This is a genomic window from Niastella yeongjuensis, assembly GCF_900110245.1.
Lineage (GTDB): Bacteria > Bacteroidota > Bacteroidia > Chitinophagales > Chitinophagaceae > Niastella > Niastella yeongjuensis.
Genome location: NZ_FOCZ01000014.1, coordinates 140,962 through 164,449, shown reverse-complemented (window position 1 = coordinate 164,449; position 23,488 = coordinate 140,962). Strand labels below are relative to the sequence as shown.

Genomic DNA, 23,488 nt, shown 5'->3' with positions numbered 1-23,488 from the left:
CTCAGGTATAATGAGCTACCAGTTAAGGATTTTGCGGGTGTGGTGGTTGAAACCAAAGATAGAAGACCTGTATTATGCAAATGTTACGTTTGGCCGTAAATACAGCGTTTCAATAATACATTATTTTTAATTGTAAGAAAGCAACATGGTAAATGTTAGAAACTAACAATCTTGTATAGGCAGGATTTTACGGATGTGCTAAAAATGCATTTAATTGCATCCCTAACTCTTTGCCTATGGCCTTGTTTAAATCCGGCGATCCGGTGATTGACGAGTACAATAACTATTCTACCGAACAACTCATTCAAATCGTAACTGATAAGAATGGCACTTATGCACCTGGTGTGGTGGAGGCTGCCCGTAGCATTTTGTTAGGCCGGGGACATGATTATCGCACCAAAGAACAAAAAGCGGCTGAAAAGCAGCTGAATAATACCAATGCGTCCAGGAACACCCCTTCCACCAGCCCTATGCCGTTGCTTCGCCTGCGGCCCGACCAGTCCATAAAACGCAACCGGCCGCCGATAAGCAGTGCGTTGAAAGGCTGGTATTGGATCTGGCTGGTTTTTGTGCTGGTGCGGCTAATTGCCTGTCTGATGAAGCATTCCTAATCTCCCGGGACCCTTTTTTCTTTGCTTTCGGCTGACAATTTTGCCGATTTTGAGCCCTCAGCCGCCAATGGCACTCTCTTTGGTGGGGTTCAACCCATACTATTAAACTGCCAAAAAACGAATAAATATGCAAAAAGGGACCATACAGGTACAAACCGAGAATATTTTTCCGATCATTAAGAAATTCCTGTATAGCGATCACGATATTTTTCTGCGTGAGCTCATCAGCAATGCCGTAGATGCTTCCCAGAAACTGAAGACCCTTTCTTCCATAGGCGAAGCAAAAGGGGAAGTAGGGGAGTTGCTGATTGAAGTAAAACTCGATGAAGAAGCAAAGACCATCACCATTTCAGACCGCGGTATCGGGATGTCGGCGGCTGAAGTGGAAAAGTATTTGAACCAGGTGGCTTTTAGTGGCGCCGAGGAGTTTGTGAAAAAATACAAGGGACAGAACGAAAACGCCATCATTGGTAAGTTTGGTCTGGGTTTTTACTCAGCCTTTATGGTGAGTGATAAAGTGGAAGTGTTCACTAAGAGTTTTAAAGAAGATACCCCGGCTGTTCGATGGGAGTGCGATGGCAGTCCCGAATACATGCTGGAAGAAACCAACAAAACGGACCGTGGTACCGACATAGTTTTATACATCAATGAGGAAAGCGCTGAGTTCCTTGACCCCGAGCGCATTCGCGGCATTTTACTTCGGTTCTGCCGCTTTTTGCCCGTGCCCATTTATTTCCGTCATAAGAATGAGGAAGCAGATGCGCCCCCAATCAACAATACCCAGCCTGCCTGGAAGAAGAAACCGTCTGAGCTGAGTGCTGAAGATTATCAGAATTTTTATAAAGAACTGTATCAGTATAACGAACCACCGTTGTTCTGGATCCACCTGAATGTGGATTATCCATTCAACCTTACCGGTATCTTATATTTCCCCAAAATAAAACAGAGCTACGAAATTCAAAAAGACAAGATCCAGCTTTACAGCAACCAGGTATTTGTTACCGATGAGGTTAAGGATATTGTTCCTGAATTCCTGATGCTGTTGCATGGGGTTATTGACAGTCCGGATATTCCCTTGAACGTAAGCCGCAGCTACCTGCAAGGCGATCCCAATGTTAAGAAGATCAACAACCACATCACCAAAAAGGTGGCCGATAAACTGGAAGAGTTATTCAATAAAGAAAGAAAAGAGTTTGAAGGCAAGTGGGACAGCCTGGGCTTGTTTGTGAAGTATGGTATGATGACCGATGACAAATTCATGGAAAGAGGCAACAAATTCCATTTGTTTGAGATCGCCGGTTATGGGGAAGGGGAAAAGAAGTTCTATACGCTGGATGAGTTGCGCATGGCAACCGAAACCCTGCAAAAGAACAAAGATGGCAAACTGGTTATTTTATACACTACCGATACCGTGCAACAGGATGCCTACATAAGAGGCGCTGAGGCAAAAGGCTATATAGTAGTAAAAATGGATACCCTGATCGATCCTTCATTCGTTAACCAGATGGAATCGAAATGGAGCGATGTTACTTTTAACCGGGTTGATGCCGACATCGCTGATAACCTTATCGACAAACAGGAGAACCTGGACAGCATTTTAAGCAAGGATGATGAAGCTGCCTTAAAAGGGTTGTTCGATATTAAAATGACCGGTCTTTCCATGACAGTTGAAGTAAAAGGACTGAGCACAGAGGCGCCACCGGTAGTGGCTACCCGCCCTGAGTTTATGCGCCGGATGAAAGACATGGCTTCCATGAGTGGCCCCATGGCCAGCTTTTATGCAAATATGCCCGATGAGGTTACGCTGACCGTAAATGGTAACCACCCCATTTATCAGCAGCTGCTGAAGAACGATGATAAAGCAAAACAGGAGAAGGTAGTGCATAACCTGGCCGATCTGGCCCTGTTATCGCAAGGATTACTCAAGGGTAGTAACCTTACCAGCTTCATTAACCGCAGTGTTGATTTGATGGGCGCCGGAGAAGCAGAAGTAGGAAGTGTGAAATAAGAAGTAAGACAGGTATAATATAAAAACAGGCCACCAGTTTTAACTGATGGCCTGTTTTATTTTTGTCTATTTGATTCGTTGTCCTGTCGTACTAATTCCTGACTTATATATTTACATGGCCTGTCTTTTATGAGTCACGTGCTCAGCCTTATTTCCAACCACCGCCCAGCGCTCTGTACAGTTCTACCATAGCGTCGAGTTGGTTACGTTGAATTGTGGCATTGTATAACTCTGCCTGCAGCAGGTTGCTTTGGGCAGTGATCACTTCCAGGTAGTCGGCCAAACCACTTTTGTACAGCAGTTTAGCGTTTCCTATGGCACTGTTCGACAAATTCACCTGGTCGGTGCTGAGTTGGAATTGTGATTTCAGTTTGTCAATACTTACCAGCGCATTGGCTACTTCGCCCATGGCAGTGTAAGCTGACTGGCGGAAGGTGAGCGCTGCTTCATCGCGTTGCAGCTTAGCCACTTCAAACTGGGTTTTCAACGCGCGGCGTTGAAAGATCGGTTGTGTAACGCCTGCCAGACCTGTAGCAAACAATGAACCTGGTATATTGAACCATTTAGTGAATTCGTATGCATTCAAACCACCACTGGCAGTGATGCTGAGGGTGGGGTACATACTGGCTTCAGCCACACCAACGCGTGCATTGGCTGCCACCAGGGCCATTTCATTGCTGCGAACATCGGGGCGGCGGCTTACCATAGCGGCAGGTACACCTGTTGGTAACTGCTCCCATGATTTATATTCCTGCAATTTAGAGGTACGGGCAATAGTACCGGGTTGATCACCGCTCAGGATGTGGATCGTATTTTCCTGGATGGCGATCTGCTGCTCCAATTGCGGGATCAGGATCCTGGCTGTTTGTTGTTGGGAAGTGGCTTGTTGCACCGCTAACTCCGTAGCCTGACCAGCCTGTTTTTGCAAGGAGATAAATTGCACGATGGTATCGCCCAGGTTAACACTACGCTGTGCTACTGCCAGCTGCGCATCCAGCATCAGCAGGTTGAAATAACTGCTGGCGATGTTGGCTACCAGGGCTGTTTGCACGGCCCGGCTGGCTTCGTAGGTTTGTAAGTATTGAGAGTTGGCTACTTCACGCTGACGGCGCAGTTTGCCCCAGATATCAATTTCCCAGTTTAAACTGGCGTTCAGGTTGTAGTCTTCCAGATGTTCTTTATGCAGGAAGCTTTTTAAACTTAATCCATTCAAACTATTCTTTGAAGGAAAAGTACTGGAGGCGGTTAAATTCGCTGCAATGGTAGGTCCCCAGTTTACTTTAGCCTGTTTGGAATAAGCAACGGCTTCATCAACCCGTTTCATAGCCACCTGTACATCGAAGCTGTTTTCCAATGCATGACCTATCAATGTCTGCAGGGTAGGATCGGAAAAGAACTTTTTCCATTCCATATCTGCCACGCTGGAATCTGAAGGCGCCGCGGTGGTAGCGAACTGAGCAGGTAAAGAAAGCTCTGATCGCTGGTAGTCTTTACCCATGTGGCACGCTGACAGAAACGCCGCCAAAGCCAGTGTGGAATAAATAGTGATATTACTTTTACGCATGTATATCCTTATTTAAATTTTCGAACTTTTAAGAATTGCCATCCACCCGTAAGCGAATGGCAATTCATGAATGATTTATTATTCGCCGAGTTTGATCTCTTTCATGCCCGGACGGCCTGTTACTTTCTCCTGCAATGCCTGGAATATCACAAACAGAACCGGAATGAGGAACACACCCAGTATTACACCGGTAAGCATACCACCAATAGCACTCATACCAATAGAGTGGTTACCGAGTGCAGAAGCGCCATGCGTCCATACCAGCGGCAACAGACCTACGATGAAGGCGAAGGAGGTCATGAGGATGGGGCGTAACCGGAGCCTGGAGGCTTCGAGGGCCGCATCTATCAGTCCCATTCCATTTCTTCTGCGTTGTACAGCAAACTCCGTGATCAGGATCGCGTTCTTTGCCAACAAACCTACCAGCATGATCAAACCGATCTGCACATAGATGTTGTTTTCGATACCTGCAAAACCAATAAAGGCAAATACTCCTAATACACCTGTAGGTATGGTTAAGATAACCGACAGAGGCAGGATGTAACTTTCATATTGTGCTGCCAGCAGGAAGTAAACGAACAGGATACTCAACAGGAAGATGAAGATCTGCTGGTTACCTGTTTTAATTTCCTCGCGGGTTACACCGGTAAATTCAACCTGGTATCCTCTTGGCAATGCTGTTTTGGCTGTTTCTTCAATAGCCCTGATGGCATCACCGGTACTGAAGCCGGGTTTGGGTGAACCGTTGATGGTAACTGCGTTGAACAGGTTGTTGCGGGTAACGGTTTCAGGACCGTATACTCTTTTCAGGGTTACCAGTGTTTTGGCTGGTACCATTTCGCCCCGGTTGTTCTTTATATATATTCCATCAATTGAATTGATATCGGAACGGAAGGGGGCATCGGCCTGCGCCATTACGCGGTAGTATTTACCAAACCGGTTAAAGTCAGTAACGAAGCTACTTCCGTAATAGATGCCCAGGGTTTGCATCAGCTCGCTGATAGATACACCCAGCTGTTTTGCTTTCTGATTATCTACTTCTATGGTGAATTGCGGGTTACCAGCTGCAAAGGTGGTAAAGGCAAATCCGATCTCTTTCCGTTGCATTAAAGCGCCAATGAACTGCCAGGCGGTTCCACCCAGTTTACTGAGCGGGCCGTTGGTACGGTCCTGCAACATGAACTCAAAACCACTTGCATTACCAAAACCCTGTACGGTAGGGAAGTTGAAGAAGAAGGCGTTGGCACCTTTAACCTGGCTTACTTTCCCGATAAGGCCACCTGCGATCTTGTCGGGGTCTTTAACGGCTCCTCTCTCTTTATAATCTTTCAAACGCATGAAACCTGCTGCATACGGCGAAGCGTTTGCATTGCTCAGGAAGTTCAAACCATCGATCACATACAGGTGATTATAAGCAGGGTCTGCTTTAATGATGCTGTCAATTTGCATAGTAGCGTGGTGCGTACGCTCCAGTGAGCTACCGGGAGGCGTGTTAACAGCAAACAGTACGAAACCCTGGTCTTCTGTTGGAATAAAGCCTGTAGGGGTTGTTTTTGTCATATAGAACGCGCCGGCAGTAATTGCTATCAGTGCAACTATGGCGATCCATTTACGACGTACCAGGAATTTCAGGCTGCGTACATATCTGTTGGTCATTCCATTGAACGCGGCGTTGAAGCCGGCATAAAAGCGACCCATGAAACCTCTTTTACGGCCATGGTGTTCACCGCCACCTTCGCCTGCGTGCTCATTCTTCAGGAACAGGGCACACAAGGCAGGGCTCAGGGTAAGGGCGTTTACAGCCGAAATAAGGATCGCAATGGCCAGGGTAAAGGCGAACTGGCGATAGAACACACCCGCAGGGCCTTGCATAAAGCCTACCGGGATGAACACCGCCGCCATTACCAGCGTAATGGAGATGATGGCGCCGGAGATCTCACTCATTGACTGAACCGTTGCGGCTTTTGCCGGCAGGTTGGTCCGCTCCATTTTCGAGTGCACCGCTTCCACTACCACAATGGCGTCATCCACCACCACCCCAATGGCCAGTACAAGGGCAAACAGGGTAAGCAGGTTGATGGTAAAGCCAAACAACTGCATGAAGAAGAACGTACCGATAATAGCCACCGGAACGGCAATAGCAGGGATCAGGGTTGAGCGGAAGTCCTGCAGGAAGATAAACACAACAATGAACACCAGTATAAAGGCAATCACCAGGGTTTCCCGTACCTGATCGATAGAGGCATCGAGGAACTCCTTGGAGTTGTACATTACAGTAGTTTTAAGACCTTTTGGAAGTGTCTTTTCAAAGTTCTTCAACAGTCTTTCTACTTCGGTCAGGATGTCGTTGGCATTGGAACCCGCAGTTTGGAATACCGCGAAACCCGATACCGGTGTGCCATCCAGACGGGCATTGGTTGAGTAGGTATAAGAACCGAACTGAACGCGGGCCACATCTTTCAGGCGCAGCATAGAGCCATCGGGATTTGACTTGATGATCATGTTCTCATAATCTTCACCCTGGTTCGACTTTCCTTTGTATTTCAATACATACTCAAACACTTCGGCGCTGCTTTGACCTAAACGGCCGGGAGCGGCTTCGAGGTTTTGATCTTTAACTGCATTCAACACATCCTGGGGCGACAGGTTATTGGCTGCCAGGCGATCGGGCTGCAGCCAGATACGCATAGAGTAATCTTTGGTACCAAATACCTGGGCCTGACCCACACCGGGTACACGTTGTACCTCGGGAATAAGGTTGATCCTGATATAGTTTTCGATAAACAGTTCATCGTATTTGTCTTTGTTGTCGCTGCTGAGCGCCACGAACATGATGATACTGTTCTGTACTTTCTGGGTGCTGATACCTGCCTGTACCACTTCTGAAGGCACCTGATTTACCGCCTTCGATACGCGGTTCTGTACGTTTACAGAAGCGATATCGGGGTTGGTGCCCTGTTTGAAGTATACAGTCAGTGTCATACTACCATCGTTACTGGAGTTGGAGGTCATGTAAGTCATGTTCTCCACACCATTGATGGCTTCTTCGAGCGGAGTGGCAACGGAACGTGCTACTACTTCGGCGTTGGCGCCTGGGTACAGTGCTGTTACCTGTACGCTTGGTGGCGCAATATCAGGGAACAGTGTTACAGGCAGCGTGAATAACGACAGCCCGCCTAGCAAAAGCAGTATGATTGATACAACCGTTGATAGGACCGGTCTTTCAATAAATCTTTTTAACATGAGGGAATTTTTTTGAAATTGAAGTCTTATTTCTGCGGCAAAGGCAGGAAACAGGAGGTAAGATTGGTAACATCAGGCACAAGGACTCCCTGTAGTCAAAGTAGGTAAACTCTGACTTTCCTACGTCGTCTTACTTCCTGCTTCGTGAATTATAGAGGTTTCGCTTTCAGCAAGCTGTCGGCCGAAATTGGCTGCGGTACTATCGCAACACCATCCTGCAGGTTTCCAGCTCCGGCAAATACGATCTTGTCACCTGCTTTCACACCATCCTTAACAAAGTAATAGTTAGTTGTTTTACCTGTAACAGTGATGGGCTTGCTGGCCACTTTATTGCTGTCACCTACAGTGAAAACAAATACTTTGTCCTGCACTTCGAAGGTAGATTCGATAGGCACGATCATCGCATCGGTAAATTGTTGCGGAATGCGAACCTTTCCGGTATTACCCGTGCGGAGGATACCACCAGGGTTAGGGAAGGTAGCGCGGAAACTGATGGCGCCGGTTGTTTTGTCGAATTGTCCTTCTACAGTGCTGATCCTTCCTTTTGAACCAAATATGCTGTTGTCGGCCAGGGCCAGTTCAACTGCTGGTACATGCTTTACTTTTTCTTCAATGCTGTTACCAGCAAACTGGTTTTTAAAAGAAAGGAAGTCGGGTTCGCTCAATGAAAAGTAAGCATACATTTCACTGATGTCTGAAAGTACGGTCAGTACATCGTCTTTACCAACAAGAGCACCTTTTTTGCTGGGAATACGGCCGATGTAACCATTAGCGCTTGCTTTCACTAACGTGTAACCGACGTTGATCTGTGCGTTGGCTACTGCAGCCTCCGCTTGTTTAACGGCAGCTACATTAGCGTCGTAAGCGGCTTTGGCTGTTTTGAGCTGAACATCGGAGATCACATTGTGCTCAACCAGTGGCGTCAGGCGGTCAATTTCCACCTGGGCTTTTGATACGTTGGCCTGAGCAGCGAGTAAGGTCGATTTCGCGTTGTTCAATGACTCATTATAAGTGCGTGGATCGATTTTAAAGAGGGGCTGGCCAATTTTTACATAGGCGCCTTCATCTACAAAAATCTGTTCAAGATAACCTTCTACCTGAGGTCTGATCTCTACGTTCACTTTACCTTCCAGTGAAGCAGGATATTCACGGAAAGTGGTAGCATTGGCGGTAGTTACTGGTACTACCGGTAATGCTGGTGGGGGTTGCTGTGGCATTCCAGGTGTAGCAGAGCTATTAGCGCAGCTATATAAAACTGTTGCAACACTGATTGCTGTTAGTAACTTTACCCAGCTGTTGTACTGTTTGATATCCAAAGGTTTCATCATACTTGGTTTAATAGACATACAAAAAAAATCGTTAAGGACAAGCAAGTCGTTATTGCATGAGGCCACGGCGCGCAATAGCGCTCTGCGCAGGTTCAGATGGTAGCAGTATACCGGGATCAGTTGGCGTCAGGTACGAGAAACGATTCCAGGTTTCCGGAGAATTATTAAGTGTTGTAGATTGCTGTATTAACAGGTAGCTGTTGCCATGCTGTTGGATAATGCTAAACTTTTATCAATATAACCTGCCCATTAAAATCATCCCGTAAAAGTAGTAATGATTGTGACTTTCTTAGTTTACCTTATTGGGGGATTAATTGTACTTTTCCCGGATTGTCCTTTGAAACAGGGCGGGGGTGTTACCAGTATGTTTTTTAAAAAAGCGGTTGAAATAGGCATCGTCTTCAAAGTTCAAACGTCCGGCAATTTCTTTTACCGAATGTTCGCCCCAGAATAATAAGCGTTTGGCTTCAAGGATCCTTCTTTCGTCGATAATTTGTTTAGCTGTTTTACCGGTGACAGTTTTTATCAGGTCATTCAAATGGCCGGGCGTTACATATAACATATCGGCGTATTGCGTTACCTGGGTAGCATTTACAAAGTTTTCATCGATGAGTGATTTGAATTGACGTACTATGCGGTTTTGTGAGTAGTCCATGGTAACTACAGGAGCAGGTGCCACCTCAGTTGTTTCATTTTTACAATTTACCAGGCGGCCGGCACAAATAATAAAGGCATTGAGCAGGTTCTTGAGAATAAGGCCTTTTTGTGGCTTATCGTCTTTAAACTCCTGGTACATTAGGTCGATGTATACAGATATCTCCTGCATTTGTTCAACATTCATTACAGGTAATACCACCTGGCTGAACATACATTCCCAACAGGCAAGAACACCCTGTGTTTCAGTTAGCAGAAATTCTTTGTTGAAGGAGATATGCATCATCTTATAATAGGAGTTCCCTGTTTGCTGATGCACCTGATCGGGAGCCAGCATTAATAATGCGGGCGCCTTTATAGTGAATTTTTCAAAGTCGGTATAGTGTGTAACTTCGCCTTCCTGCAAAAAACTGATCTTGTAATCAGCATGACGATGAGGAATGGCCATATAGGATGGTACAGAATTACCTTCGGTTTTTTTAATAATGAAATTGGTGCCTGGTATACAAGCGGCCATGTCATAAATAGGTATCAGTGCCTGGTTATTTTTCATACAATCACAACATTGGTAGCGGTGAAAACCAACCCTACGCTACGGGTGGATAGTAAAAATATTATAATAATGGCAAACTCCTACCGTCGAAAGTATTATTGTACCATAAAATTTTAAAAGCTAAACCTTTTCCTGGGATGGATTGTTAAAGCGGTTTACTGTTAATTGACAGGTTAAAGTACAGCAAAACAGGTTAAATGCAAACGAATGTTCATAAATTGATAACCTGGCGGGCCTGGCAATTGTCGTGATCAAGATACAGCTTTTTGTGCAATGGTGTTGTCTTCTGTCAGTCTAAAATCTATAACACGCAACTGTAAGTGTTTTTCATTGTTCCATTCATTCTCGTCCAATGTAAATACAACGTCCACCGGTTTTTTAGATTCAAGCAAATGGAATTTTTTGGCCATGCCAAAGCCAATGCCATTAAACAGGATGTTATCCTGACGCAGGGAGAACTTGATATGTTGTTCTTTTACAATGCGTGAATAGCCTGAGTCGGTAACATTGCGCACAACAAACAACGGCCGCATGTTCTCGGGGCCAAAGGGCTCCATTTGATGAATGATATTATAAAAGGGCTGCTTAAGATCTTTGAACTCCACCTCTGCATCGATGATTATTTCAGGCACCAGTAATTCTGGTGTAATAGTGGCTGCCACTACTTCTTCAAACCTGTCGCGAAAGGCTTCTACTTTATCCAGGGCCAGCGTCATACCTGCTGCATAAAAATGGCCGCCATAACCCAACAACAGGTCCTTACACTGATGAATGGCTTCGTACACATTAAAGCCTGCCACGCTTCTGGCAGAGCCGGCCACATATTCACCACTTTGTGTAAGTACAATAGTGGGGCGATAGTAATAATCTATAAGGCGGGAGGCTACAATACCTACAACGCCTTTATGCCAGTGTGATTGAAATACAACGGTTGATTTACGGCCTTGCAGCAAGCCATCATTCTCGATAATAGCCAGAGCTTCTTCCGTAATATTTTTATCTGCTTCCTTGCGCTCGGTATTGTCTAAATGTAATTGTTCTGCATAATGTTTGGCCTCAAGGGGGGTATTGGCAATAAACATTTGTACGGCCTTGCGGGCATCATCCATACGCCCGGCGGCGTTAACCCGCGGGGCTATCATGAACACCAGGCTGTTTATAAACAGTTCTTTTTGTACACCGCTCAGTTCCTTTAAGGCCAGGATCCCGTAATTGGGGTTTTCATTGGCTTTTTTTAATCCGTAAAAGGCCAGCACCCGATTCTCACCCGTCATGGGTACAATATCCGCGGCAATGGCAGTAGCTACCAGGTCGAGGTATTCAAATGAGGCTGAGTCATCGAGCTGCAGATGGCGGGCCAGGGCGGTGATCAGTTTAAAACCCACGCCGCAGCCGCACAATTCTTTATAAGGGTATTCGCAATCTTTTTGTTTGGGGTTTAATATGGCTACTGCCGGGGGCAGCAGGTCATCGGGCATGTGGTGGTCGCATACGATAAAATCGATGCCGTTTTCCCGGGCATATTTTATAAGATCAACTGATTTAATGCCACAGTCCAGCGAAATGATAAGGGTGAATCCATGCTCAATGGCAAAGTCGATCCCTTTCTTCGATACGCCATATCCTTCCCGGTAGCGGTGGGGTATGTAAAAGTCGACTTTGTCTTGTTTGTACACCTTCTGTAAAAAGCGCAGCATACACGATACAGCCGTGGTGCCGTCCACATCATAGTCGCCAAAAACCAGTATTTTTTCCTGCTGATCAAAGGCCGTGCTTATCCGGGCAACGGCTTTATCCATATCCTTCATCAACGAAGGGTTGTGAAGGTCGGTAAGCTGGGGGCGAAAAAACTGTTTGGCTTTATCGAAATCATTCAGGTATCGTTGCGCGAGTACTTTACAAAGAACAGGATGTATTTTAAGGCTGGCATACAATTGCTGCACTTTATCTTCATCTGCCGTCAGTATGTTCCATCTCTTTTGTAACATAAAAAAATCCCAGGTTTCAAGCCGCAAGGGCTTGAGCCTTGAGCCTTGTTATCTTTTGCCTTAATATTTTCTGTCTGTAGTATACCGTACCAGTTCTTCGAGGCCGTTTCGTATTTCCACGTTGTCGAATTCGTGTAATATGGCCAGCGCTTCATCCCTGAAGCTAAACATTTTTTTCTCAGTATAACTAATGCCGCCGGTTTGTTTCACTACGTTAATGACTTCCTGTACCTTTTGGGGGTCTTTATTTTGATTTTTGATAATATATATCAGTTTCCTGCGGGTGGCGGGGTCGGCATGTTGCAGGGTATATATTAAAGGCAGGGTGAGTTTCTTTTCGCGGATGTCGTTGCCGGTAGGTTTTCCTACTGCTTCATTGCCATAATCGAACAGGTCGTCTTTTATCTGGAATGCCATCCCTACTTTTTCGCCAAACAAACGCATTTTTTCCGTAATGGCTTCATCCTGGGTGGTACTCCAGGCGCCGGAGGCGCAGGCCGAAGCCAGCAGGGAGGCAGTTTTACCTTTAATGATCTCGAAATAGGTAGCTTCTTCAAAATTGAGGGTGCGCGCTTTCTCCATTTGCAGCAATTCTCCCTCACTCATAGCCCGTATCGCATTTGATAATAATTTCAGAATGCGGTAGTCGTCGTGATCGAGGGAAAGGAGCATACCTTTGGCCAGGAGATAGTCGCCTACCAAAACCGATACCTTACTTTTCCACAGCGCATATGTAGAGAAAAATCCCCTACGTTCCAGCGATTCGTCCACCACATCATCATGTACCAGGGTAGCCGAATGTAGTAATTCTACTAGCGAAGCAGCCCGGTAAGTGGTATCGTTAACAGGCCCGCACAGCTTGGCTGAAAGGAGTACAAACATGGGGCGTAATTGCTTACCTTTCCTTTTCACAATAAACCTCATAATCCTGTTCAGAAGCGGCACCTGGCTCTTTACTGCCTCATGGAATTGCTTTTCAAATTCGGGTAATTCTTCTCGTAATATTGCTAGTGATAATTTCATGTGAAATTTAAGAGGAGCAAATTACTATTTATTAATGTATAACCGTAAGAGGCATTTAATTTGCTCTGTAATGATCTTACTGTGTGAAAAACAGCAAGATAATGCACATTGTGTTGGGGAAAAAAATTTGGTAGTTAGCTGTCAATTAATATTTTTGCACAGATTCTGAGTTCTGGTTACTTAATCCTTCACATAAAATTTAGTTATGGCAAGCAAAAAGTACGTAAGTATTCTAAGCTTAACGTTCCTGTTGGCATCTGCTGCCTCCCAAGCACAATTGGGTGGTACGTACGACGTACAGGATTCTTCTGTTATACCTTCCAAGAGACTGCCTCAGCACACTGAGTTCATGGCAAACAATTATCCCTATCCTGCCAAACCCCGCAACCAATGGGAGCTGGGCTTACAGGTAGGTGCGTTTGGCATTTCCGGAGACGTTCGTAACCGTTTTCCCGGTATCGGTGCTGCAATACATGCCCGTAAAGCTCTGGGTTATGTATTTTCATTAAGAGCACAGGCAGGTTTTGGAACTACCAAAGGTTTGAACTTCCAACCTTCGCAAAATTTCACAAAAAATCCAGCGTGGTCAGCCTATGCTCCTGGTAGTCATGTGTTTTATAACTATAAAACGAATGTGTACGACCTGAGCTTACAGGGCGTTGTTACCTTGACTAACATTCGCTTTCATAAAGCGAAAAGCAGCTTCAATGTATATGCGTTCGGTGGTTTAGGTGGTATGATCTACGATACTAAGATTGATGCCCTGAACGGCAGCACTCCTTATACTGCTGAGTTTGACGATGTGTATAACCAATTTTTAGGCAATCAGTTTTCTTACAAAGACAGAAAAGACATCAAGAAAGCGCTGAAAGATAAATTGGACGGTAGTTATGAAACAGAAGGTCAACGCGATCCTGGTCAACCTACATTGTTCAAAAAGCCTTTCCGCGTTATCTTCAATGTTGGTGCTGGCGTTCAATTCAAACTGAACAAGAAATTCAGCCTGGCTATCGAAGACAAGCTGACTATTCCTAAAACTGACCTGTTAGACGGTCAACAGTTCCAGGAAAACGACAACAGCATTACCGGTGCTGCTACCGCTCAATCAAGAGACTACGATACCTATAACTTCCTGTCTTTAGGTATTAACATGGCAATCGGTAACAAATCAGTTGAACCTTTGTGGTGGCTGAATCCTTTGGATTACGCTTACAACGAGGTTAACAAACCACGTCACATGAAGCTCCCCAAACCAGTATTGGATGATGCTGATGGCGATGGTATCACTGACCAATTCGATCAAGAGCCTAACACACCTGCCGGCGCTCCTGTTGACAGCCATGGTGTTAGCCGCGATACTGATGGTGACGGTGTTCCTGACTACAAAGACAAGGAACTGGTTACACCAACACAATGTCAACCTGTTGACGCTGATGGTGTAGGTAAATGTCCTCCTCCTGCATGCTGCGATTCTTTGATGAAGATCATTGAAGAAGGTGGCCTCCACAAATGCAAAATAGGCAACTTACCAAGCGTTACCTTCAAAGCAAAATCAATCACATTAAGCAACGACGCTAAAGCTTTACTGGCTTCAGCAGCTTCACAAATCAAGAATAATCCTGATTGTAAGATTGCTGTAGTAGGATATTGCTCTTCAAGCAAATCTGAACAACAGTTAAGCTGGGATCGCGTGAATGCCGTTATCAGCTACCTGGTTGATAAAGAAGGCATTAGCCAAGACCGTTTCATCTTCAAATATGGTGAAGCCGGTGGCGATTGCAACACTGTAGACCTGCAAGACGGAACTGGTCAGGAAGGTCCTACCACAGTGCCCGCTCCGCACCCGAACTTGCGTCGCGGCAGATAATAAAAGTACTTTAGCTTAAATTGCTTTAACTAATAGTATAACCCCGGCGATTTCGTCGGGGTTTTTTTTATGTTTATCTTAACTAGTTGTTTTTTGGGTTACAACTCCTTTCCATACATATTTGCAGGAAAACCTTAACTTTGCCCACTTTATGCGTTCAGTTCTAATAATTGCAATAATAGCCCTAAGCGTAGTGTCCTGCTCCAAGTTTTCTAAGGTGCAGAAGAGTACCGACTATGATTACAAATTGCGCATGGCAGAAAAATACTATGTAGCCAAAAAGTATAATTATGCCTCGCAGTTGTATGAAGAACTCTTCCCCATAATGAAAGGACAGCCGCAGTTCGAGGACTTATTTTATAAATATGCCTACTGCTCCTATTATTTGCACGATTGGCTGCAGGCGGAAAACCTGTTCAAACAGTTTGTAGAGGTATTCCCCAACAGTGCCAAGGCCGAAGAAATGGAGTATATGCGGGCATATGTATATTACAAGCAGTCGCCCAAGGCCGAACTGGATCAAACCAATACCGAGAAAACAATTGGTTTGATGCAGACGTTTATCAATACGCATCCCAATTCGCCCAAAAACAAGGAAGCGAGTGAGATCATGGATAAATGCCGGATAAAACTGGAGGAAAAAGAGGTTGGCAGCGCCTTGTTATACTATAACATGGGCCATTACCGGGCAGCAGCCATCGCATACACCAGTTTAATGAATGATTTTCCCGATTCGCAAAAAGGCGATGAATATAAAATGCAGGTGATCAAATCATACTATTTATTTGCAATGAATAGTGTAGAAGAGAAGAAACTTGCCCGTTTTGATCAGGTAGTTACAGAGTGCCATGATTTTATGGACCGTTTCCCTGAAAGCAGTTTGAAAAAGGACGTAGAGAATTACGAGACATTATCAAAAAACAACATTAAAGCCATCAATAATGAGCAAATTACGAAGACAAATTAGCGCCAACACCGCTAACACGGCCGAAACTAAAGATCTGAATGCCATTAAAGCTAAAACCGGCAATGTGTATGAGTCAATTGCCATTATTGCTAAACGGGCTAATCAGATCAACATCTCTTTAAAAGAGGAATTGCATAACAAACTGGAAGAATTCGCCAGCCATACCGACAGCCTGGAAGAGATCCACGAGAACAAAGAGCAGATCGAGATCTCCAGAGCATATGAGCGTATGCCTAACCCGTCATTGCTGGCAACCCAGGAATTTTTCGATGATAAGATCTATTATCGTAAAAACGAAGACGACCTGTTTAGTTAATTATAACGGTAAAAAATGTATGGAAAGCGTCACGATCTATCGGGACGCTTTTTTTATTTTTATAGTGGTTTGCGCACTGTTGTGAGTATGTTATTGTTGATAATCCGGTTACCCTGGTATCCACTTTGTTTAGCCCAAATGACCTAATTTTAGCCAATTATGTTCCAGCACAAAAAGATATTACTGGCTGTTACGGGAAGCATTGCGGCGTATAAATCCATTTTACTGGTTCGCCTGCTGGTAAAAGCAGGGGCCGAGGTAAAAGTGGTATTGACCCCTGCTGCAAGGGAATTTGTATCGCCGCTGACCCTGGCAACATTGTCGAAAAATGCGGTCATCAGTGACCTCGCCAATAACGACTCCTGGAGCAATCATGTGATGCTGGGCCGCTGGGCCGATGTGATGGTGGTAGCCCCGCTGAGCTGTAATACCCTGGCAAAAATGGCCAATGGGATGTGTGATAATATGTTACTGGCTACCTGGTTATCTGCCACCTGCCCCGTTGTAGTGGCCCCTGCCATGGATGAGGATATGTGGCACCACCCGGCTACGCAGGCCAACCTGCAAAAGCTGCTGTTGTATGGCAATCGCATTATCCCGGTTGAAAAAGGGGAACTGGCCAGTGGCCTCCACGGCGATGGCCGGATGGCCGAGCCGGAAGCCATTCTGCATTACCTCGAAAACAACCTGTTTGGAAAAAAAGAGCTGGCCGGCAAAAAGGCCCTGGTAACTGCCGGACCAACCTACGAACCTATCGACCCCGTTCGGTTCATAGGCAACCATTCCTCGGGTAAAATGGGAGTGGCCATTGCAGAAGAACTGGCCAGCCGCGGCGCCGAAGTTCACCTGGTGTTGGGTCCTTCTTCCGTAAAAACTACGTTCCCTGGTATATATGTGCACAAAGTGCAAACCGCCGGTGAAATGTACAATACCTGCATGGCCGAATTTCCAACGGCCGATATAGCTGTAATGAGCGCAGCCGTAGCTGATTATACACCGGTTGAAACTGCACCGGAAAAGATCAAAAAAACAAGCGGCACGCTGGTTATTGAACTTACAAAAACAAAGGATATTTTAAAAAGCCTGGGACAGCTGAAACGCAATGGACAATTGCTGGCGGGCTTTGCCCTGGAAACAGCCAATGAACGGCAGTATGCCCTGGATAAACTGGCGGCAAAAAACGCCGATCTTATTGTGCTGAATTCCCTGAACGATGAGGGGGCCGGTTTTGGATATGATACCAATAAGGTTACTATTTTTGAAAAAGGCGGTAATGAGATTGCTTACGACCGCAAACCCAAGCAACAAGTAGCTAAAGATATCGTTGATAGAATCGTAAACATGCTATATGTGTAGAAAGATCGTATGGATATTTTTTGTAATGGTAATGGCGCCGGTATGGTTATCGGCCCAGGAGCTGAAAGCCCGCATTACCATCGACACCCGTGCGCTTAGCACACCGGCCGATAAGAAAGCTTTCCAGACCTGCCAGGCGGCACTCAATAATTTTTTGAATAACCGCAAATGGTCGAAGGAAACATGGCAGCCCAATGAAAAGATCGTATGTAACTTTCTGCTGCGTATTACTGAGGCACAGGGTAGTAATGTATATAAAGCCGCCCTTACGGTGCAGGCTGCCCGCCCCATATACAATACCAATTACGACTGTCCCATCATCAATTTCCTGGATGAGAATGTGATCTTTAAATATGTAGAATACCAGTCGATCGAATACAACGATAACCGGGTATCGGGTTCAGACCCTATAGTGGGTAACCTCACTGCTATCCTGGCTTATTATTCATACCTGATAATCGGGCTCGATTTCGATTCTTTCTCGTTACGCGGTGGCGATCCCTATTTCCAGAAAGCCATGAATATTGTGAACAATGCACCCGAAGGCCGGGATATTACCGGCTGGAAAGCATTTGATGGTTTGCGTAACCGGTACTGGTTGACAGAGAACCTGACCAACAACCGGTACAACCTCATACACGATGCTTTTTACAGCTATTACCGCCTGGGAATGGATTATATGTATGAAAATGAAACAGAGGCCCGCAGTGCCATCCTCAACTCCCTGAGTTTGATCAATACCATGAACAACGATATTCCCAATACCATGATCGTACAGTTCTTCTTTCAGGGCAAGTCGCAGGAGTTGATCCGGATCTTTAAAAAAGGAACGCCTGAAGACAAACAAAAAGCAAGGGAAATTTTACAAAAGATAGATATCTCCAATTCCAATACGTATAAACAGGAGTTAAAATGAGCCGGCTATTACTGGTATGTTTGAGCGCTATAGTGTGGTGTTTGGTAAGTTGTACAGATAAGGACAAGGTACCCAAGGGGGTATTGGGAAAAGAAAAGATGCAGAAAGTGTTAATGGAAATGATCCAGGCTGAGCGGTATAACGAAAGCTTTATTGCACCGGACTCATCCAAAGACTCGAAAAAAGAAACCTTTAAATTGTACGCACAGGTATTCGAGTTGAATAAGATTACCAAAGACGAGTTTATAAAGAGTTATAAATTTTATATGAGCCGGCCCGATATGGCCAAGGGAATATTCGATTCCCTGTCAATGCAAACGAATAAGCTCCGGGAAAATCTGAATAAACCGCTCGATACAGCGGCAAAGGCGAAATCAGCTGTGGATAGCGCAAAAGCGAAAACTGCAGACAGTCTAAAATCAAAAACAGCTGCTGATAGCTTAAAAGTAAAACCTGCAGACAGCGCCAAAATACAAACCCCACAACCAACTGCACCGCCACCGTCACATGCTGCATTGCCCCGGGTTCTGGGAAACAGGCGGGCTGCATTGGGAAGATTCAGGGTAAAGGATACGTTACTACGCTTAAACCGTAAACCCGGGCAATAAATAATACAGGCCGGCTTTGGCTGCATGCGGTAGTTCCTTATTTTTATCAATAAATTGCTTGCTATGCAAAAAGTTGTTGCCAATGCCGATGCCGCCATTGCCGACATTCAGGATAATGCTACCATTATGCTGGGTGGATTTGGTTTGTGCGGTATACCGGAAAATTCCATTGAAGCCCTGGTACGCAAAGGCGTTAAACACCTCACCTGTATCTCCAACAATGCCGGGGTAGATGATTTTGGATTAGGCTTACTACTCAAAACCCGTCAGATAAAAAAAATGATGAGCTCCTATGTGGGCGAAAACGCCGAGTTTGAACGGCAGCTGTTAAGCGGTGAACTGGAAGTGGATCTGATACCCCAGGGCACTCTGGCTACCCGCATTCAAATGGCCGGGATGGGTATTCCTGCATTTTACACACCGGCAGGGTATGGTACCGAAATAGCAACAGGAAAGGAAGTGCGCGAATTCAATAACAAAATGTATTTGATGGAATACGCACTGCACGCCGATTTTTCCCTGGTAAAAGCCTGGAAGGGCGACCGCTTTGGGAACCTGGTATTTCGCAAAACCACCCGCAATTTCTCCACCTCAATTGCAAAGGCAGGCAACATTACCATTGCTGAAGTAGAACACCTGGTTGAACCTGGTGAACTGGACCCTGATCATATTCATGTGGCCGGTATTTATGTGCATCGCATTTTTCAGGGAACCAACTATGAAAAACGAATTGAGCGTAAGACGGTGAAAATGGAGAAATAACTTTAAACCTTGAACTTAAAACTTCAAACTAACGATGGCTTTAGATAAATACGGTATCGCAAAACGGATCGCTCAGGAATTGCAGGATGGCATGTATGTAAACCTCGGTATAGGTATTCCAACCCTGGTATCAAATTACATTCCTGATGGTATTACCATAATGCTTCAATCAGAGAATGGCATATTGGGTATGGGGCCGTATCCTGTTGAAGCAGATATGGATGCCGACCTGATCAATGCCGGTAAAGAAACGGTAACCGTGATCCCTGGCGGCGCTTTTTTTGATAGTGCAGAGAGCTTTGGAATGATCAGGGCGGGTAAGGTTGACCTGACCGTACTGGGCGCCATGGAGGTTAGTGAGAACGGTGATATTGCCAACTGGAAGATCCCGGGTAAAATGGTAAAAGGCATGGGCGGCGCCATGGACCTGGTTGCCAGTGCAAAAAACATCATCGTGGCTATGATGCATACCAACCCCAAGGGCGAATCGAAAGTATTGCCCGCATGCACCCTGCCGTTAACCGGGGTAAAATGCGTAAAACGAATTGTAAGTGATCTGGCAGTGCTTGATGTATTGTCCCAGGGCGGGTTTAAACTGATTGAACGTGCCCCCGGGGTAACGGTAGAGGAGATCCGCGCAAAAACCTTAGGCAAACTGGTTATTGAGGGGGATATTCCCGAAATGGCTATCTAGTATTTTATGGTTCGCCGGTTCACCCGGGTCGACAGAAATGGGGGCATTGGCTGAATCTCTGTATCCTTGTTGTTATCGCTATTGTTATCCTTTTTACCGGCAACCGAGGCGGCTACAATAAAGAACACCATTCGCAAAATATCGGCAGTAGTTATAATAAGCGTTTTTTCCTGTTGTATCTGTTGCGACAGGTTAGATTGACTGCCCGCCATCGCTTCCATCAATACCACCATCCCATTGTAACAAAGCAGACCACCTGCAATCCAGAAGGCCGGTTCACCGGCCAGTACAATATGCCGGTTGTTGATCAACTGTAATAAAATGGCAATGGCCAGCACGGTAAGTATGCCTGCCTGTATAATGGTGAGCATATCGGCATAAGCCGTAAACCCTTTTAATGCGTAAATGGTAATGATTACTGAAAGAAAGGACACCAGCACCATCCTCATAAGATCTTTTCCCCGGGCTGAGGTCATCAATAAATTGAACAGGTAGAATACAAGCGTAAACTGGGCGAGTTTGCAGGCTGTTTGCAGGGCCGGGAGGCCGGGTTGAATGAAAATCAATAAGAGGTATTGGCCAATTACGAAAAGACAAAGGATTTTCAGCACGTTAAGAGTAGCAGAGTCTGCTACTTTACGGATATAGAGTAGGCATACGGGTAGTAACGCCAGTAGCATCACTACCAGCGCCAGGGCAATAAATATACTTCCACCGGTTTCTACCATGGTCAAACAGTTCAGGGTCAAACCGGTTCTTCATAGGGGCTCTATTGTTTTTGACGCTGTTAATAAGGGTATCCAACATAATGCCGGCTGTTGTGTGTTAAACAAAAGATTGCCGGGAGTTTAATCAATCAGGTTATTCTTAACTGCAAAAAATACCAGGCCAGCCGTGTTTTTAGCTCCAAAGCGTTCCATTAACCGGTCTTTGATCGCTTCAACCGTTCTTGGGCTCACCTCTAGTTTTTGTGCAATTTCATGGGCGGTAAACTCCATGCAAATATATTTGATCACATCGCGTTCGCGGTCGCTCAGGGTGATTTCGCTGTTTAGGCTGGGCACCACTTTAACCCGGGCGTGCGATTTTTTTAAAAGGATCCTGTTTACAAAGTTGTTCAGGTAATACCCCTTGCTCATTACCTCCATAATTGCCTTCTTTATCTCGGAAGGGTCGGCGCTTTTGAGCAGGTACCCGTTAGCGCCAATTTCCATCATATGACTCACAAACCGTTCATCTTCATACATCGTCAGTGCAATTACATGGATGTTTGGATATTGACGGGCAATTACTTTCGTAGTTTCAATGCCATCTTTCAGGGGCATGCGCAGATCCATGAGTATAACATCAGGTTGTTCAGGGGCTGCTGGTAGGTTATCCAACAGTTCCTGACCGTTTTCTGCTTCAAGTACGAACTTTATGTTTGTATAAGGCCTTAACGACAATATTACTCCTTTACGGAATATCTTGTGGTCATCAGCAATAGCCACTTTTATAGGTCCCATCTGTGTATTGATATTGGCAAAACTAAATTACTAAAAAATTTAAGTGTTTAGGTTTTCAGGGGGTATGGGTTTTACGTTAGTATAAACACTTATTCCGCACTGCATCTTAAGATAGTAGTAGCCCTTATCAAAATATGAACCAATATTTTATTATTGTGGTGCCACCGTTTCTTCCTCCAATCGGGGAATTTCGATAGTAACCTTATAGTATGTTTGCGAAATGTCTTTTTCGAAATATATACGCCCGTGCAATAGCTTCAACCGGCTCTGAATGTTTTTTAGTCCCAGCCCCACATTACTTTTATTCAGTTTATCAAAATCGGCCTGGGTAATACCGCGTCCATCGTGATGGAGGCGAATATACAATTTATTACCACTCAGGTTTTGGGTTAGATGGATGAAGCTGGCATTGCTGTGTTTTAGAATATTATTCACCAATTCCTGTATAACCCTGAAAATTATCAATTCCTGGTCTGCGTGCAGGCGTTCGCGGTAATCGTGAAAACGGCAACTGGCGTTCATACTGCCCGATCCGCTGATCTTCTGGAACAGGTCATTCACCGCAGATTCCAACCCAAAGTTTTTGAGGGTGGGGGGCATCAGGCTGTGTGAAATATTACGAATCAGCTGAATAGTGTCGTCAATGATCTGTTTGGCGTTGTAAATGCTTTGCAGCTGGGCGGTTTTATCAAGATTCACCAGGTTTTCGTTCAGGTATAAACGCGCTGTAGCCAACAGGGGACCGGCATCATCATGTAAATCGGCTGCAATGCGTTGCCGCTCTTCTTCCTGCAGGCGGATAGAGGCATTCAACAGCATTTTCTGCTGTTCCTGCTCCATGTGTTGCAACTGCATTTGATAACGGATAACCTTTCGCTGATGAAAAATAATGAAAACGATGAGGCCGATGGTTAAAACCAGCATGCCGATGGTGCCAAAATACAGTACCATGGGAAACTGGCTGGTGCCATGTGTGACCTGCAACAAGATCATTAGTATATGAGAAGCAGGGTTTATAATGGGTTATAGGGGTTTTTAAAAAAATTATCGTATGAGGACAGGCCGGTACTGCTGCTTTTGTCCTTTGCTTCTCTCAGCGAAAAAGCAATGCTAAAGAAAAGATTTTTTATGGTATTGAATATGAATGTGATAAACCAAAATTTCCCAATGTCTTTACTGTCTATCTCGTCTACGAAAGTATAAATAAAAAAAGACCCCGCTAAATACACCAGAAACCCAAGTATTACCCAGAACATGGAAGTATTATAGATAAACAACACCCTGGGTTTGTTTATTTGTTCGAATAAATAATACAGGGAAAATGTAAAGATCAGAATAGATTCGCAAGCCACTGGCACTGAATCAAAAAAGTTCCACTTGGTTGTAAAAAAGTAATAGCAGATAAATATAATAAACAATGTTGAAACAGTGGCTATGACTTTTTTAAACAGCCGGCCTTCAATAATAAGCCAGATAAAATAACTGAAAAGGAAAAACTCCACCAATGTATAAGTGCTGAGGAAGA

General features: G+C 45.1%; 19 protein-coding genes. 10 read left to right on the top strand and 9 right to left on the bottom strand.

Features of this window, described 5'->3' with window-relative positions; genetic code table 11:
• Positions 1–236 precede the first annotated feature (236 nt).
• Both BMX95_RS28255 and htpG read left to right on the top strand, forming a co-directional pair.
• Positions 237–611 carry a hypothetical protein gene (locus tag BMX95_RS28255; RefSeq protein ID WP_081198477.1) on the top strand — a complete coding sequence of 125 codons (375 nt, stop codon included), beginning with the start codon at positions 237–239 and terminating at the stop codon, positions 609–611.
• Between the two features lie 127 nt (positions 612–738).
• The gene (gene htpG / locus BMX95_RS28250) at positions 739–2,619 is read left to right on the top strand and encodes a molecular chaperone HtpG (protein WP_081198478.1); all 1,881 of its coding nucleotides are present in this window, start codon (positions 739–741) and stop codon (positions 2,617–2,619) included.
• Between the two features lie 148 nt (positions 2,620–2,767).
• Here htpG and BMX95_RS28245 read toward each other — a convergent pair whose 3' ends face one another.
• From BMX95_RS28245 to BMX95_RS28220, 6 genes are all read right to left on the bottom strand, one after another.
• Complete coding sequence (locus BMX95_RS28245; protein WP_081198479.1) at positions 2,768–4,183, bottom strand: efflux transporter outer membrane subunit; 1,416 nt, start codon at positions 4,181–4,183, stop codon at positions 2,768–2,770.
• A gap of 78 nt (positions 4,184–4,261) precedes the next feature.
• A complete protein-coding gene (locus BMX95_RS28240; RefSeq protein WP_081198480.1) occupies positions 4,262–7,426 on the bottom strand; it encodes an efflux RND transporter permease subunit in 3,165 nt (1,054 codons plus the stop codon).
• 149 nt (positions 7,427–7,575) lie between these two features.
• The gene (locus tag BMX95_RS28235) at positions 7,576–8,754 is read right to left on the bottom strand and encodes an efflux RND transporter periplasmic adaptor subunit (RefSeq protein WP_090519643.1); all 1,179 of its coding nucleotides are present in this window, start codon (positions 8,752–8,754) and stop codon (positions 7,576–7,578) included.
• A gap of 310 nt (positions 8,755–9,064) precedes the next feature.
• On the bottom strand, positions 9,065–9,961 hold the full coding sequence (locus BMX95_RS28230) for a helix-turn-helix domain-containing protein (RefSeq protein WP_081198482.1): 897 nt from the start codon (positions 9,959–9,961) through the stop codon (positions 9,065–9,067).
• Between the two features lie 251 nt (positions 9,962–10,212).
• Positions 10,213–11,949, bottom strand: coding sequence for a single-stranded-DNA-specific exonuclease RecJ (gene recJ / locus BMX95_RS28225; RefSeq protein WP_165758847.1), 1,737 nt, complete (start codon positions 11,947–11,949; stop codon positions 10,213–10,215).
• Positions 11,950–12,009: 60 nt separating this feature from the next.
• The gene (locus BMX95_RS28220) at positions 12,010–12,972 is read right to left on the bottom strand and encodes a polyprenyl synthetase family protein (RefSeq protein ID WP_081198484.1); all 963 of its coding nucleotides are present in this window, start codon (positions 12,970–12,972) and stop codon (positions 12,010–12,012) included.
• Positions 12,973–13,177: 205 nt separating this feature from the next.
• Here BMX95_RS28220 and BMX95_RS28215 point away from each other — a divergent pair, with 205 nt between their 5' ends.
• The 8 genes from BMX95_RS28215 (at position 13,178) to BMX95_RS28180 (ending at position 20,458) form a co-directional block, all read left to right on the top strand.
• Entirely contained in the window at positions 13,178–14,839 is a 1,662-nt protein-coding gene (locus tag BMX95_RS28215) for an OmpA family protein (RefSeq protein ID WP_081198485.1), read from the top strand.
• A 151-nt stretch (positions 14,840–14,990) separates the two neighbouring features.
• On the top strand, positions 14,991–15,806 hold the full coding sequence (locus tag BMX95_RS28210) for an outer membrane protein assembly factor BamD (protein ID WP_081198486.1): 816 nt from the start codon (positions 14,991–14,993) through the stop codon (positions 15,804–15,806).
• Positions 15,781–16,122 (top strand): DNA-directed RNA polymerase subunit omega, encoded by a 342-nt coding sequence (locus BMX95_RS28205; RefSeq protein WP_081198487.1) that lies wholly within the window; start codon positions 15,781–15,783, stop codon positions 16,120–16,122. The genes BMX95_RS28210 and BMX95_RS28205 overlap by 26 nt, the downstream gene beginning before the upstream one ends.
• A 159-nt stretch (positions 16,123–16,281) precedes the next feature.
• Positions 16,282–17,478, top strand: a complete 1,197-nt coding sequence (gene coaBC / locus BMX95_RS28200) for a bifunctional phosphopantothenoylcysteine decarboxylase/phosphopantothenate--cysteine ligase CoaBC (protein ID WP_081198488.1) — start codon at positions 16,282–16,284, stop codon at positions 17,476–17,478.
• Positions 17,471–18,394 (top strand): type IX secretion system protein PorD, encoded by a 924-nt coding sequence (gene porD / locus BMX95_RS28195; protein WP_081198489.1) that lies wholly within the window; start codon positions 17,471–17,473, stop codon positions 18,392–18,394. Before coaBC ends, porD begins: the two co-directional genes overlap by 8 nt.
• Positions 18,391–19,002, top strand: coding sequence for a DUF4296 domain-containing protein (locus tag BMX95_RS28190; protein WP_081198490.1), 612 nt, complete (start codon positions 18,391–18,393; stop codon positions 19,000–19,002). The genes porD and BMX95_RS28190 overlap by 4 nt, the downstream gene beginning before the upstream one ends.
• A 63-nt stretch (positions 19,003–19,065) precedes the next feature.
• On the top strand, positions 19,066–19,764 hold the full coding sequence (locus BMX95_RS28185; RefSeq protein WP_081198491.1) for a CoA transferase subunit A: 699 nt from the start codon (positions 19,066–19,068) through the stop codon (positions 19,762–19,764).
• Positions 19,765–19,798: 34 nt separating this feature from the next.
• Complete coding sequence (locus BMX95_RS28180; protein ID WP_081198492.1) at positions 19,799–20,458, top strand: 3-oxoacid CoA-transferase subunit B; 660 nt, start codon at positions 19,799–19,801, stop codon at positions 20,456–20,458.
• Here the strand turns inward: BMX95_RS28180 and BMX95_RS28175 are convergent.
• From BMX95_RS28175 to BMX95_RS28165, 3 genes are all read right to left on the bottom strand, one after another.
• Complete coding sequence (locus tag BMX95_RS28175; RefSeq protein ID WP_081198493.1) at positions 20,455–21,186, bottom strand: hypothetical protein; 732 nt, start codon at positions 21,184–21,186, stop codon at positions 20,455–20,457. The genes BMX95_RS28180 and BMX95_RS28175 overlap by 4 nt on opposite strands.
• Before the next feature lie 120 nt (positions 21,187–21,306).
• Positions 21,307–21,963, bottom strand: coding sequence for a response regulator transcription factor (locus BMX95_RS28170; RefSeq protein WP_081198494.1), 657 nt, complete (start codon positions 21,961–21,963; stop codon positions 21,307–21,309).
• Positions 21,964–22,113: 150 nt separating this feature from the next.
• Positions 22,114–22,956, bottom strand: coding sequence for a sensor histidine kinase (locus BMX95_RS28165; RefSeq protein ID WP_081198495.1), 843 nt, complete (start codon positions 22,954–22,956; stop codon positions 22,114–22,116).
• Positions 22,957–23,488: the final 532 nt, after the last annotated feature.

Coding starts and splice junctions, on each gene's coding strand:
- BMX95_RS28255 (WP_081198477.1), top strand. CDS start 237: ATGGCCTTGTTTAAATCCGGCGATCCGGTGATTGACGAGTACAATAAC.
- htpG (WP_081198478.1), top strand. CDS start 739: ATGCAAAAAGGGACCATACAGGTACAAACCGAGAATATTTTTCCGATC.
- BMX95_RS28245 (WP_081198479.1), bottom strand. CDS start 4,183: ATGCGTAAAAGTAATATCACTATTTATTCCACACTGGCTTTGGCGGCG.
- BMX95_RS28240 (WP_081198480.1), bottom strand. CDS start 7,426: ATGTTAAAAAGATTTATTGAAAGACCGGTCCTATCAACGGTTGTATCA.
- BMX95_RS28235 (WP_090519643.1), bottom strand. CDS start 8,754: ATGATGAAACCTTTGGATATCAAACAGTACAACAGCTGGGTAAAGTTA.
- BMX95_RS28230 (WP_081198482.1), bottom strand. CDS start 9,961: ATGAAAAATAACCAGGCACTGATACCTATTTATGACATGGCCGCTTGT.
- recJ (WP_165758847.1), bottom strand. CDS start 11,949: ATGTTACAAAAGAGATGGAACATACTGACGGCAGATGAAGATAAAGTG.
- BMX95_RS28220 (WP_081198484.1), bottom strand. CDS start 12,972: ATGAAATTATCACTAGCAATATTACGAGAAGAATTACCCGAATTTGAA.
- BMX95_RS28215 (WP_081198485.1), top strand. CDS start 13,178: ATGGCAAGCAAAAAGTACGTAAGTATTCTAAGCTTAACGTTCCTGTTG.
- BMX95_RS28210 (WP_081198486.1), top strand. CDS start 14,991: ATGCGTTCAGTTCTAATAATTGCAATAATAGCCCTAAGCGTAGTGTCC.
- BMX95_RS28205 (WP_081198487.1), top strand. CDS start 15,781: ATGAGCAAATTACGAAGACAAATTAGCGCCAACACCGCTAACACGGCC.
- coaBC (WP_081198488.1), top strand. CDS start 16,282: ATGTTCCAGCACAAAAAGATATTACTGGCTGTTACGGGAAGCATTGCG.
- porD (WP_081198489.1), top strand. CDS start 17,471: ATGTGTAGAAAGATCGTATGGATATTTTTTGTAATGGTAATGGCGCCG.
- BMX95_RS28190 (WP_081198490.1), top strand. CDS start 18,391: ATGAGCCGGCTATTACTGGTATGTTTGAGCGCTATAGTGTGGTGTTTG.
- BMX95_RS28185 (WP_081198491.1), top strand. CDS start 19,066: ATGCAAAAAGTTGTTGCCAATGCCGATGCCGCCATTGCCGACATTCAG.
- BMX95_RS28180 (WP_081198492.1), top strand. CDS start 19,799: ATGGCTTTAGATAAATACGGTATCGCAAAACGGATCGCTCAGGAATTG.
- BMX95_RS28175 (WP_081198493.1), bottom strand. CDS start 21,186: ATGGTAGAAACCGGTGGAAGTATATTTATTGCCCTGGCGCTGGTAGTG.
- BMX95_RS28170 (WP_081198494.1), bottom strand. CDS start 21,963: ATGGGACCTATAAAAGTGGCTATTGCTGATGACCACAAGATATTCCGT.
- BMX95_RS28165 (WP_081198495.1), bottom strand. CDS start 22,956: ATGATCTTGTTGCAGGTCACACATGGCACCAGCCAGTTTCCCATGGTA.